Source organism: Alteromonas sp. WD8-37, assembly GCF_055326825.1.
On the sequence record NZ_JBUZOV010000005.1, the window covers coordinates 1 to 12,767 of the forward strand.

Here is a 12,767-nt window from a genome sequence, read left to right on the forward strand (position 1 = left end):
CGGGTCGTTGAGTCAATGCATTCGGAAACATCCATGTTAGTTAGTGCCAGGGCGTACGTCCTGTACGCCCGTTCGTTCCTTTTAAGGTGACGTTAAGTCACCTTAAATTTGCGTTGCAAACCGGAGCCTCACCCATCCCTGGTGCATTGTCCAGCTCGGCATCCATGCCTCGCGCTCTTCACTTTATTCACCACATCCATGTGGTTCACCTGCTTACGCAGGCCAGCTAAAGCTGTTCAAACTGGTTCCAAACCAGTTTGTTAGCGTGCCACTGGCACCCCTCGCTCGCTACGCTCACCGCTCATCGCCCAGTGTGGGCCCAGCCCCATGTGAGAGCTTATCTGGCTTTATACTACTAAGTTTCATCCACAAATTAGGGCGGTCATCGCGGCGCAGGCCGCGATCTCCTACAGTACTTAGGGTGTTTAAAATATCCTCGTCATCGCGGTGAAAACCGCGATCTCCCTCAATACTTATGGTGTCTCAAATAACAAGAGGACAGGGTTGGTCATGGCAGTAGCCCAAGGAGATCCCGGCTGTTGCCGGAATCACGGAGCTGTACTTAGGGTGTTTTCAAGAATGGGAGGACTGGCGGGCCATGCTATTAAACGCAAGGAGATCCCGGCTGTTGCCGGAATGACGGAGCTGTACTTAGGGTGTTGTCAAGAATGGGAGGACTGGCGGGCCATGCTATTAAACGCAAGGAGATCCCGGCTATTGCCAGGATGGCAGAGCTGAACTTAGAGTGCTTTCAATAAGAAGAGGATGTAGCAGGTTATGCCTGCAACCCCAAGGAGGTCCCGGCCTGCGCCGGGACGACTAAAATTATAGCCGGAATGACAAACATCCTCGTCATCGCGGTGAAAACCACGATCTCCTGCAGTACTTAGGGTGCTTTTATTAACAAGTGGACGTGGCTAGTTATGCCTGCAACCCCAAGGAAGCCCCGGCGTCCGTCGGGATGACTAGCCTTTAAGCACATCTTCGCGGTTTAGTTGGCAATATCTGTGGCTTTGCGTAATTCGGTAAAGAAGATGTCGATGCGTTCGGCATTTTTACCTAAATCGCTTTTACCTACACGGGATTTGCTGCGTACATCCACCAGGGTGTCATCCTGTTTGGCGGTCAGGCGGATGACCACATCATCCTTAAAGCCAAACCAAAGGGTGGTGTCGGTGGCTTCTATTGTATTGCTTGAGGCATCGGCTTCAACCAGTTCCCAGCCTAAATCCTCAACCACATTTTTAGCTGCCTGATATACCTCGCCTACCGGCTTGGCAAATAATTGCGTTTTAATCTGCGGATAAGCTTCTAACTGTTGTTGGGTGATTTCACCACCAGCGTAGTTAATATCATTGGGCGCAGCTTCGCGCAGCGGAGCGATAGCCACAAACTTCGGTGGATTAGTCACATCGGTGGTGATGTCATGAATTGGTGGCACCGCAGAGGCTTTGCCCATCATACTTAGCGGCATAATTATCGCTACCAGTGAGAGCACGGTATATAGCAGGGTACTGCCCCACTGAACCGTCTTACGGGCCACTATCACTTGTAAAATTATCAAGATCAGCGCCGCGCCGCCGACATAGACCCCATAGCGAATGGTGGCAAAGGCCAGGCCTAAATCTAAACCAAAAAATTGATACAATGGGCCGGGCAATACCACCATCAAAAAGCCGACTAGGCTAAGCAAAGCAATAATGGGTCTCATGGGTGTTCCTTTGTTTATTGTTGTAAGTTAGTACACTATAAAGACTTAATCGGAACAGCGACAAGTTATCTTTGTTATCAGCCGCTGCGGATGATTCTTTATTATTAATCAGGAGCGCCAATGTGTGAGCCAGCCCACCCGTTGATAGACCAAATCCTCACCTGGCTGGAAGCCAATATTACATTGTTGAAGGAAGGTACCAGCGAATTTGCGCTGATCCAGCATTTGCAACGCCCGCCACAACCGGTATTCGGGGACCAGGTATTGCGTGAACCCCAGTCGCTGTTTCAGACTCATTTTGTGCTGTTTCATTGTCTGTACCGTCTGCGCAATCTCTGGCGCGCGCAGCAGGTCGGGGAGCTGGCTATCCATACCACTAGCATTCGGCTGGACTCCTGGCAGCCCGGTATTGCCAGCCTGACCCAGGCTGATCCGTTACAATCCTATTATCTGGACTGGTCGCACTTTGAGCAAACCGGCCTCGACGAAGTCAACCAACTCCTCGATAATTTTTGGGCATCCATGAGCGGTGTCAGCAGGGAGCCGGTGGCGCCAACGCAATTGAGCCAGGCGCGGCAGATTTTTGGCTGGGAAGCACCCATGCCCGATAGCCGACGCACACTTAAACAACGTTATCGGGAATTGCAGCATCAGCACCATCCTGACAAGGGCGGCGATCCAGCATTTTGTCAGCAAATTGGCTGGGCGTATCAGGTGTTGCAGACCACCCTGGCTTAAGCCTTGGGCGGCAACAATTGATTAAAGAACAACGCCATCATCGGTGGCACATCCGCGGTCAGATTAAATTCTTCCGGCGATTCAATAAACTCGGCCACCAGGCCGCGGATAAAGCAGTTAACTGACAGCGCCAGAATGCGTGGATCGGCCTGCGGTGGCAGGGTGTGATTCTCTATGGCTTTTTTGAAATAGGCTTCAAAAGCCCGCAGCTTTTCAAGCTTTTGTTTGTTGTGACGTTCTTTGCACTGCGCCAGCTCTCCGGCATAGTCACATTTGAACATAAACAGGCGGATAGCTTTACACAGTTGCGGGTCCTGGTCTAACGCCAGAATTAAATTGGTACAAATCGACTGCAGCTGGTCGACAGGATTAGGGTGTTCAACTTCCAGTCCCTCTACAATTCGCTGAATAAAGGGGGTATGCAAATTCTCATGTAGCGCATCGAAAATTTCGATCTTATTCTTAAAGTGCCAGTATACAGCGCCACGGGTCACATCCGCTGCCTGCGCGACCTGCGCAAGGGTTGCCCGGGCTACACCATGCTCCGAAAACACATCCACAGCAGCGCTCAGAATGGCTTGTTTGGTTTGTTCCGCTTCTTCTTTAGTGCGTCGCATGGCTAAATCCTGGGTAGTTTGACAGCATACATACAAGAACGTATCTTTAAAACGGTATCGGTTTATACATATTTTGTCCAGCGCATATTTGGGATCACAACTGTTATGAAGCAACTTTTTTTTGTATTTGCGGCGACCTTGGTGCTGCTTGGTCTAATCGGCTGTTCAGACTCATCAGATAGTGCGTCAGCGCAGTCAGGCCAGCGTCCGCCCACCACAGTCTCAGTGATGACACTAACGCCCACCCAGGTGCCGGATATTCTCTCGCTGCCGGGCCGGGTGACCCCGTATCGTCAGTCGCAGGTGCGCCCGCAGGTGGCCGGTGTGATCACCGAGCGCCTATACGAAGAAGGCGCCGTGGTCGAAAAGGGCCAGCAGTTGTACCAAATCGATGATGCTCGATACAAAGCTGAACTGGCCAGCGCCAAGGCCGACAAAAAAAGTGCCGAGGCCAATGTCAAAACCCTGCGCGCCAAACAGCAGCGCTATGAAGGGTTGCTCGCCAAAAATTCAATCAGTGAACAGGAATACGACGATGTGGTCGCCCAGACCGAACAGGCCGAAGCGCAAATCAGTGTAGCCCAGGCGGCTATCGATTTGGCCGAAGTCAATCTTGAATACACCAAAGTGTATGCGCCCATCAGTGGACAGATCAGCCGCTCTTATATCACGGTCGGGGCCCTGGTGACCGCTAATCAAAGCCAGGAGCTGGCCACCATCACCCAGCTCGATCCGGTGTTTGTGGATATGCAAAATTCCGGCAAAGCCATTGTGGATCTGCGCCGTGCCATGGCTGGCAAGCGGGCGATGCCGGTGGAGGTGGTGCTGGATGCCTCCACCAACGCGGTGTACGAGCAGCGCGGCGAGCTCAAATTTTCGGAAGTGACTGTGGATGAAACCACCGGCAGTGTCACCCTGCGTGCGGTGGTACCCAATCCTGACAGTATTTTGATGCCTGGGCTGTTTGTAAAGGCCAATGTCATCCGCGCCGAAGAGGAAGGCCTGCTGGTGCCCAAGCGGGCGACTATGCGTCAGCCTGATGGCTCGATAGTGGTGTATGTGGTCAACGCCGACAACCAGGTCGAAGCCCGCACGATCACTGCCTCGCGCAGCTACCAAAGCAATTATCTGGTTAAAGACGGGGTGCAGGCCAACGAACGTATCATCATGGCCGGCTACCAAAAAGTGCAGCCGGGCGCGACTGTTACTGTGCAGCAATACCAACCGGCTCAATAACCCACCTTTAACCCTGGCAGGAATCATTTCTTATGGCTCGTTTTTTTATTGACCGCCCTGTGTTTGCGTGGGTGCTGGCAATTATCACCATGCTGGCCGGTATGCTGGCAATTTTAAACCTCCCGGTGGAACAATATCCCAAGGTGGCGCCGCCGTCGGTGGCGATTAGTGCTTCCTACCCGGGCGCCTCGGCCAAAAGTGTCGAGAACTCGGTCACTCAGGTTATCGAGCAAAATCTCAACGGCATCGATAATCTGCGTTATTTTTCCTCCAGCAGCCAAAGCGGTGGTATGTCCATTAACCTGACCTTTGAGCCGGGCACCGACCCGGATACCGCCCAGGTGCAAACGCAAAATAAAGTGCAGCGCGCGGTGTCGCTGCTGCCCGCCTCGGTACAGCAGCAAGGGGTGACGGTCACTAAATCCAACGACAGCTTTGCACTGGTGATCGGCTTTTATTCCTCCGATGGCCAGCAAAGCCAGTTTGCGTTAAGCGATTTGCTGGTGTCTGATTTTCGCGATCCGATATCACGGGTTAACGGCGTGGGCAGTGTGCGTGTGTTTGGTGCCCAGCGTGCCATGCGTATCTGGCTGAACCCTGACAAGCTGTACAGCTTTAATCTGACGCCGGTGGATGTGCAGGCCGCGGTGCAAACCCAGAACACCGATGTGTCGGCTGGTCAGCTTGGCGGCATGCCTGCGGTGGAAGGCCAGGCCATCAATGCCACCATTCAGGCGCAGTCGCTGCTGCAAACGGTGGAAGATTTTGAAAATATTGTGCTGCGGGTGAATACCGATGGCTCGCAGGTGCGCTTAAAAGATGTGGCCCGCGTTGAACTGGGCTCGCAGGATTATGGCTATATCACGCGCTACAAACGTCAGCCGGCCTCGGGCATGGCGGTCAGCCTGGCCAGCGGGGCCAATGCGCTGGATACCATCGAGCGGGTTAAACAGCGGGTCGAACAGTTGAAAGGCCAGTTACCGCCTGGCGTCAAAGTCGTCTACCCGGTGGACTCGTCACCCTTTATCGAATTATCCATCAAATCCGTGGTACAAACCCTGATTGAAGCCGTCATTCTGGTCTTCTTGGTGATGCTGCTGTTTTTACAAAACTGGCGCGCCACCCTGGTGCCCACCATCGCGGTGCCAGTGGTGCTGCTGGGTACCTTTGCGGTGCTCTATGCCTTTGGGTTTAGCGTCAATGTGCTGACCATGTTTGCCATGGTATTGGCCATCGGTTTGTTGGTGGATGATGCCATCGTGGTGGTGGAAAATGTTGAGCGCATCATGGAAGAAGAGGGCCTGTCGCCCAAAGAAGCCACCAAAAAATCCATGCGCCAGATCACCAGTGCTCTGGTGGGCATTGCCGCGGTGTTATCCACAGTGTTTGTGCCCATGGCGTTTTTCAGTGGTTCGGCAGGCTCTATCTATCGGCAGTTTTCAATCACCATTGTGTCGGCCATGGCCTTTTCGGTACTGGTCGCCATTATCTTATCGCCGTCGCTGTGCGCCACCTTGCTGAAAAAGCACGATCCGAATAAAGATAAAAACAGCGGTTTTGCTGGCTGGTTTAACCGCAACTTTAATAAAGGTCGCGATCGCTATCAGCAGGCTGCAACCCATATTGCCGGGCGCTTTAAGCGTTACCTGGTGGTGTACGGCGCGCTGGTCGCCGGCCTGGTGGTGATTTTTATGCGCCTGCCGGGCGCGTTTTTACCTGACGAAGACCAGGGCAGTATCATGGTGATCTTAAGCACTCCGCCCGGGGCCACCGCCCAGCGCACACTGGAGTCGGTTAAAGAAGTGGAAGATTTTTTCCTAGAGGATAACAAGGAAGCGGTGCACGATCTGTTTACCGTGGTGGGCTTTAGCTTTGCCGGCTCGGCGCAAAATGCGGCGATGGGCTTTGTGCATCTGAATGACTGGGATGAGCGGGATGAAAAGCAAAGTGCTTTTGCCATCATCGAACGCGCGTTTGGCAAATTCAGCCAGCTGCAGGATGCCTCGGCCTTTCCTATCCTGCCGCCGCCTATCCGTGAGTTAGGCAACGCTACCGGCTTCAGCTTTCAGTTGCTGGATCGCGGCAGTAGAGGTCACGAAGCCTTGATGGAGGCGCGTAACCAATTGTTGGGCATGGCTGCGCAAAACCCGCAACTGGCCGGGGTGCGCCCTAACGGCTTATCCGATGTACCGCAGTTTGAAATAAAAATCGACAGTGAGAAAGCCTCGGCGCTGGGTGTGTCGCTCAGTGAGATAAACCGGTCGCTGCAAATTGCCTGGGGGTCTGCCTACGTAAACGACTTTATCGACGACGGGCGCATCAAGCGGGTATACATGCAGGCCGACGCGCCCTACCGGATGGATCCGGAAGATTTGGACGACTGGTTTGTGCGCAATAACGAAGGTGAAATGGTGGCCTTCAGTGCCTTTTCCTCGTTTGAGTGGGAATATGGCTCGCCCAAGCTGGAACGCTTCAATGGGATTTCGTCGGTAAATATTCAGGGCAACCCGGCGGCCGGGATCTCCACCGGTCAGGCCATGGTCGAGATGCAAAAGCTGGTGCAACAATTACCCGATGGCTTTGATTTAGCCTGGTCGGGGATCTCCTATGAAGAAAAAGAAGCTGGCTCCCAGGCACCGATGCTGTACGCGCTGTCGATTTTGATCGTGTTTTTATGTCTGGCTGCGTTGTATGAAAGCTGGTCGGTGCCCTTTGCGGTGATGTTGGTGGTGCCCCTGGGCGTATTAGGCTCGGTGGTCGCTGCCTATCTGTTCAACCTGCCGAATGATGTGTATTTGCAGGTGGCCTTTTTAACCACTGTGGGGCTGGCTGCCAAAAATGCCATCCTGATTGTGGAATTTGCCAAAGAACAGGTGGAGCACGGCGTGGATCTGATGACTGCGGTGTCCACCGCAGCCAAGCAGCGTTTCCGGCCTATTCTGATGACCTCCATGGCCTTTGTGCTGGGGGTCACGCCGCTGGCGCTCGCCAGTGGGGCTGGGGCCACCAGCCAAAATGCCATCGGTATTGCGGTAATGGGCGGCATGCTGGCCGCGACTTTCCTGGCCATCTTCTTTGTGCCGATGTTTTATGTGTTTGTGGAAAGCCTGTTTCGCAAAAAAGCCATCGATACCCACAACGATTAAGCCTGCCACACACAACACCGCTGCCGGTTAGGTAGCGGTGTCTAAGACCAATCGCTTAAGGGCAGGTCCCCGAACTGTACTCGCACCGGCCACAATTTGTGGCATAGTGGGGAATACGCATAGTGGCGGGAGAACCCCATGGATATCACATTGCCTGATCCACCCGACTGGCCGCGCCTGCTTAAATCCGGTAGCCGGGTATTTGTTGGCGGGCATGCTTCGGTGCCCTACGCACTGGTTCAGCATCTTATTGATCACAGCCAGGGCTTTAGCGACATTGAATTGGTGCACGGCCTGGCTCTGGGAGATACCCGCTGGGCGCGGCCTGAACATCGCCGGCTATTTAAGGTAAACACCTTTTTTATCGGTGGTGAGGAGGTGCGCCAGGCGGTGGATGAAGGCCGCGCCGATTACACACCGTGTTTTTTATCCGAAATATCCAGTTTATTCTCTGACGGCACACTGGCGCTGGATGCCGTGCTGATCAATGTCAGTCCGCCGGATGAATTTGGCTACTGCTCACTGGGCGCCTCGGTGGACATCTGCATGTCGGCGATACGTCATACCCGGCTTATTATCGCCCAAATCAACCGCCATGTGCCGCGCACTGCCGGTCACTCCTATGTACACATCAGCGAATTTAGTGCCTGTATCGAAGCCGATGAGCCATTGAGCGAATCACCGCCTCCGGCTATCGACAGCCAGGCCGAGCGGATAGGCCAGTATGTGGCGATGCTGGTGGAAGATGGCGCCACCCTGCAGTTTGGTATTGGTAAAATTCCCAGCGCCACGCTCAAATATTTGTGTAAGCACAAAGACCTGGGGATCCACAGTGAGATGCTAACCGACAGCATCATTGAGCTGATTGAATCCGGTGCGGTCACCAATCGGGCCAAAACCTTTCACCCAGGCAAGGTGGTAACCAGCTTTGCGATTGGCACACAAAAACTGTACGACTTTATCGACCAGAATCCGCATATCGAATTTTATGCCAGCAGCTATGTGAACAAGCCCACCAACATTGCCAAAAATGACAATATGGTGGCGATTAACAGCGCGTTAGAAGTCGATTTGACCGGTCAGGTGGTGGCCGACTCCATCGGCCATGATTTTTATTCCGGTATTGGTGGGCAGGTCGACTTTGTTTCTGGTGCGTCTATTAGCAAAGGCGGTAAACCCATCATCGCTTTACCCTCCACCGCCAAAAACGAGAGCGTGTCGCGCATCGTGCCCAGTATCAGTGATGGGGCTGGGGTGGTGACCTCGCGCGGGAATGTGCACTATGTGGTTACCGAATACGGGGTGGCCTCGCTGCGCGGCAAAAGTATCCGCGAACGGGCGCTGGAACTGATCAGGGTGGCCCATCCTAAGTTTCGTGCGCAGCTGCTGAAGCAGGTCCGCCAGCATTACTGGGTGCCGCATTATCAGGAAAAATACCCCACTGATATTCCTGAGCTTGGCGTCATTCAGCTGCAAAAACTCGCCATTCAGGGCGAAACCTTTTATCTTCGGCCCTTGAACCCGGCAGATGAGCGCCGCCTGCAGGAATTTTTTTACTCCCATACCAAAGAAACCCTGCGGTTGCGCTATAACTATGATCCCAAGCAGATGTCGCGGGAAAAATCCTGCAACCTGGTCAGCGTGGACCAAAGCACCGATGCCGCCTTATGCATCGTGCGTCAGGATGGCTCACGCATTGCCATCCATGCGGTAGGTCGCTTTTACTATTACCCGCAGGACAATGTGTGCGAAGCCGCGTTTGTCACCCGTGAAACTCATCAGGGCAAAGGCATGGCCAGCCGATTACTGGCACGCCTGATTGATATAGCCCGGCAGCGCAAGATCAGCGCCATGCTGGCGTTTGTACGAGCCGACAACAAGCCGATGATCACGATTTTTGAGCAGCACGGGTTTTCGCGCCGACGCGGCGATGACCCCAGCGAAGTGGAACTGGTATTACCGTTAGAGGATAAAGTGTGAGCCTGTGTATTTTTCGTGGCAGCCAATGTTTGTCACATGATTTAGGGCCGGCCCATCCGGAAAATCCGGACCGGCTATATGCCATCGAAGACCAGCTGCTGGCTTCCGGGGTAGATTTGCTATGCCAGCATGCCGAGGCCCCCGCCATCAGTCAGCAGGCACTGGCTCGAGTGCATGATGCAGAGTATGTGCAGCAGCTGTTTGAACGCGGCCAGTTGAAAAACGGTATCGACTGGCTGGATGAAGATACCGGCCTGATGGCTCATACCCTGCAAGCTGCCCGTCAGGCCGCTGGCGCGTGCTGCGCCGCAGTAGATTATGTAATGGCCGAGCCCGGTCGTCAGGGCTTTTGTCTGGTGCGCCCACCGGGTCATCATGCTGAGCATGGTCAGGCCATGGGCTTTTGCATGTTTAATAACATTGTGCTGGCGGCCCAGCGTGCCATCGACAAATATCAGTTGAAGCGCATTGCTATTGTGGATTTTGATGTGCACCACGGCAATGGTACTGAACAGCTGGTGGCAGGGCGGCCCGAAGTGCTGCTGTTTTCCTCCTTTGAGCATCCGCTGTATCCGCATAGTGGCTGCGAGCCGCAAGCAGACAATATCATTACCGCACCTTTGCCGGCAGGAGCCGATGGCGATGCCTTTCGGGCAGCGGTGTCGCCCTGGCTGGATAAGCTGGAAGCATTTGCGCCCCAGCTGATCTTAATCAGCGCCGGCTTTGATGGCCATGCGGAAGATCCCATGGCGCATCTGCGCCTGACTGAAGATGATTATAAATGGATAAGTTATGAACTGCGGCAGCTGGCCGACCGCCATTGCCAGGGACGCATTGTCAGCAGCCTGGAGGGCGGCTATGATTCCAGCGCGTTGGGCCGTAGCGTAGTAGCCCATCTAAAGGGCTTAAGTGGCGATGGCAATGAAACCGGTGGAGCTTAAGTAACTGGCGATGCTTACGTAACTGGCGGTGCCGGTAAGCCCCCGCCTAGCGGGGATCCTGCTTGATATGCAGGGTGCCATCCAAATGCACATCGCGCTGCGGGAAGGCAATCACCACCTCGGCATTACGAAAGGCCTGGTCGATGCTAAAGCGTAAATCACTGCGGATCACCCGCAGGTCACGCTCCACCGTGGCGTTGACCCAGAAAAACACCTCAAAGACTAACGCGTTGTCGCCAAAATTATCAAAAATCACCAGCGGTTCCGGATCCTGCAAAATATTGTTCTGAGCCACCGCCGCTTCTTTGATAAGCCGAGCCACCATCTGGCAGTCAGAACCGTAGGCCACACCCACGGTTACCGATGTGCGGGTCAGATAATCAATCAGGGTCCAGTTGATCACCGTATTTTCCAGCAGTTTACTGTTGGGAATCAGCATATGTACGCCATCGACGCGGCGGATGCGGGTGGAGCGGGTATTGATGGCTTCCACCCGGCCGCGGGCATTGTCCACTTCTAAAAAATCGCCAATACGGATGGGCCGCTCCCACATCAGGATCCAGCCACTGATAAAATTATTAATGATGTTTTGCGCGCCAAAACCAAAACCGATGGCGATGGCCCCGGATAAAAAGGCAAAGGCGGTGAGCGGCACATTAAGAATTTCCAGCGTGGTGATCACCAATACTGCCAGCGCAATAAAATAAAAGATGCGTTTAAACAGATGCACGGTGTCGGCACTGGCGCCGCTTTTGCGTAACCGAAAGGTAGCCAGATGGGCCAGCTTGCCAATCAGCCACCAGCCACCGATGACCAATAGCGGAAGCAACAATAATTCGGCGACAGAAATAGCCCGGTCAGCCACAGTAAACAGATTGGTTTTTAAAAAAGCAGAAAAAGAATCCCACATAAAGGTTGGGCGATGTCCGTAAAAAGGCCCGGCAGGCAGCTTGCCGCTGGCAGTGATAAGTGTGATAAAGTGGGTTATAGCATGAATAGGAAGCAGAACAAAATGGCGCAACCACGGTTTTTCTCAGTTCTCTGGCTGGTCTGGCTGACCGCTCTGGCGGGCCAGGCCCAAGCCTTTACCATGCGGCTGTCGCAAGCCGATTTAAACGAGCTGGCGCAGGCGGCATTTCCGCAGACCCAGTACTTTAACAATATTGAAGCGGTGTTCACGCAGCCACAGATCATGCTCAAAGACAACAACGGGCTGGCCATGGAAGTGACCCTAACCGCCCAGCGCGGCGAACAAAAGCTGGTGGCCCGGGCCGGATTGGATGGTACCTTGCGCTATTCGCGGGAGGAAAAAACCATTCAATTGATCAAGCCGCAGCTGACCAAATTTGATGTGCTGGAACAAAATTTAGGGCGCGATGCAGCGCTGCTTGACCAGGTGAAGCAACTGACCAACCAACCGGCCCCGCTAATTATGTTATTTGATTTTTCCGATAGTCAGCTGCCTTTATTGGGTAATCAGTTGCCGCGCACTGTGCATATTAGCAATCAGCAGCTGGTCATTGAGCTGTAAGGAGTAAGCATGGGGCGCGTGGCGTTTTTATCCACCGATAAGCTGGAAGATTTTTGCGTTTACGACGACTTGCTGGAAGCGCCCCTTGCGGCACGCGGCTGGCAGGTGGATACCGTCCCCTGGCGCGCCAGCAAGGTCGACTGGTGCCAGTATGACAAGGTGGTGGTGCGCAGCACCTGGGATTATCAGCAGGATCCCGAGGCCTTTTTGGCCTGCCTGGCCACCATCGACCAACAAACTCGTCTCTACAACAGCCTGGCGCTGATGCAATGGAATGTGGACAAACGCTATCTGCAGGCACTGGCCGCGCAGGGCGTGGCCATTGTGCCCAGTGTGTGGGGTGAGCAGCTGGATGTGAGTGCGTTACCAGCCTTGTTTGACCATTTTGCTACCCGGCAACTGGTGATCAAGCCCACTATCAGTGCCAATGCCGATGATACCTTCTGGCTTGACCAGGCAACGCTGCCAGCCCAGCTGGATAGCCTCAAACAGGTGTTTGCCCAGCGCAGCCATATCATCCAGCCGTTTGTGCCGGCCATCACCGAGCAAGGTGAGTACTCACTGTTTTATTTTGGCGGTAAGCTCAGCCACACCATCTTAAAAACTCCGGCGCAGGGTGATTTTCGGGTGCAGGAAGAACACGGCGGGCGTTTGCAAAGCCTGGCCGCCAGCGAGCCGATGCAGCAGATGGCCGAGCAGGTGCTTTCAGCCTTGCCGGAGCCGGCCTTGTATGCCCGTATTGATGTGGTCTGGCATCAGCAGCAATGGCAGCTAATGGAAGTGGAACTGATTGAGCCGTCGCTGTATTTTAACTTAGACCCGGCATCGCCAGGCCGTTTTGTGGATGCACTGCTGGCCAGCTAGGCT

At 54.0% G+C, this 12,767-nt stretch carries 10 protein-coding genes; 7 read left to right on the forward strand and 3 right to left on the reverse strand.

All coding sequences use genetic code 11. The annotated features are described in order from the left end of the window. Positions 1 to 991: 991 nt before the first annotated feature. On the reverse strand, positions 992 to 1,711 hold the full coding sequence (locus ACTUJZ_RS12080) for a DUF1499 domain-containing protein (protein WP_463636580.1): 720 nt from the start codon (positions 1,709 to 1,711) through the stop codon (positions 992 to 994). Positions 1,712 to 1,831: 120 nt separating this feature from the next. Between ACTUJZ_RS12080 and ACTUJZ_RS12085 the strand changes: the two genes are divergently transcribed. Continuing rightward, on the forward strand, positions 1,832 to 2,449 hold the full coding sequence (locus ACTUJZ_RS12085) for a DNA-J related domain-containing protein (protein WP_463636581.1): 618 nt from the start codon (positions 1,832 to 1,834) through the stop codon (positions 2,447 to 2,449). On the opposite strand, the gene ACTUJZ_RS12090 is transcribed toward ACTUJZ_RS12085, so the two are convergent. Next, positions 2,446 to 3,066, reverse strand: a complete 621-nt coding sequence (locus ACTUJZ_RS12090; protein WP_463636582.1) for a TetR family transcriptional regulator — start codon at positions 3,064 to 3,066, stop codon at positions 2,446 to 2,448. The two genes, ACTUJZ_RS12085 and ACTUJZ_RS12090, sit on opposite strands and share 4 nt — an antisense overlap. Before the next feature lie 105 nt (positions 3,067 to 3,171). Between ACTUJZ_RS12090 and ACTUJZ_RS12095 the strand changes: the two genes are divergently transcribed. The 4 genes from ACTUJZ_RS12095 (at position 3,172) to ACTUJZ_RS12110 (ending at position 10,369) form a co-directional block, all read left to right on the forward strand. Next, positions 3,172 to 4,302 carry an efflux RND transporter periplasmic adaptor subunit gene (locus ACTUJZ_RS12095; protein ID WP_463636583.1) on the forward strand — a complete coding sequence of 377 codons (1,131 nt, stop codon included), beginning with the start codon at positions 3,172 to 3,174 and terminating at the stop codon, positions 4,300 to 4,302. A gap of 32 nt (positions 4,303 to 4,334) precedes the next feature. Then, on the forward strand, positions 4,335 to 7,448 hold the full coding sequence (locus ACTUJZ_RS12100; RefSeq protein ID WP_463636584.1) for an efflux RND transporter permease subunit: 3,114 nt from the start codon (positions 4,335 to 4,337) through the stop codon (positions 7,446 to 7,448). A gap of 138 nt (positions 7,449 to 7,586) precedes the next feature. Beyond that, a complete protein-coding gene (locus ACTUJZ_RS12105) occupies positions 7,587 to 9,428 on the forward strand; it encodes a GNAT family N-acetyltransferase (protein ID WP_463636585.1) in 1,842 nt (613 codons plus the stop codon). Then, positions 9,425 to 10,369 carry a histone deacetylase family protein gene (locus tag ACTUJZ_RS12110; RefSeq protein WP_463636586.1) on the forward strand — a complete coding sequence of 315 codons (945 nt, stop codon included), beginning with the start codon at positions 9,425 to 9,427 and terminating at the stop codon, positions 10,367 to 10,369. The genes ACTUJZ_RS12105 and ACTUJZ_RS12110 overlap by 4 nt, the downstream gene beginning before the upstream one ends. A 46-nt stretch (positions 10,370 to 10,415) precedes the next feature. Here ACTUJZ_RS12110 and ACTUJZ_RS12115 read toward each other — a convergent pair whose 3' ends face one another. Further along, complete coding sequence (locus tag ACTUJZ_RS12115; protein WP_463636587.1) at positions 10,416 to 11,279, reverse strand: mechanosensitive ion channel family protein; 864 nt, start codon at positions 11,277 to 11,279, stop codon at positions 10,416 to 10,418. 102 nt (positions 11,280 to 11,381) lie between these two features. Between ACTUJZ_RS12115 and ACTUJZ_RS12120 the strand changes: the two genes are divergently transcribed. Beyond that, entirely contained in the window at positions 11,382 to 11,900 is a 519-nt protein-coding gene (locus ACTUJZ_RS12120; RefSeq protein ID WP_463636588.1) for a hypothetical protein, read from the forward strand. A 9-nt stretch (positions 11,901 to 11,909) separates the two neighbouring features. After that, the gene (locus tag ACTUJZ_RS12125; protein ID WP_463636589.1) at positions 11,910 to 12,764 is read left to right on the forward strand and encodes an ATP-grasp domain-containing protein; all 855 of its coding nucleotides are present in this window, start codon (positions 11,910 to 11,912) and stop codon (positions 12,762 to 12,764) included. Positions 12,765 to 12,767: the final 3 nt, after the last annotated feature.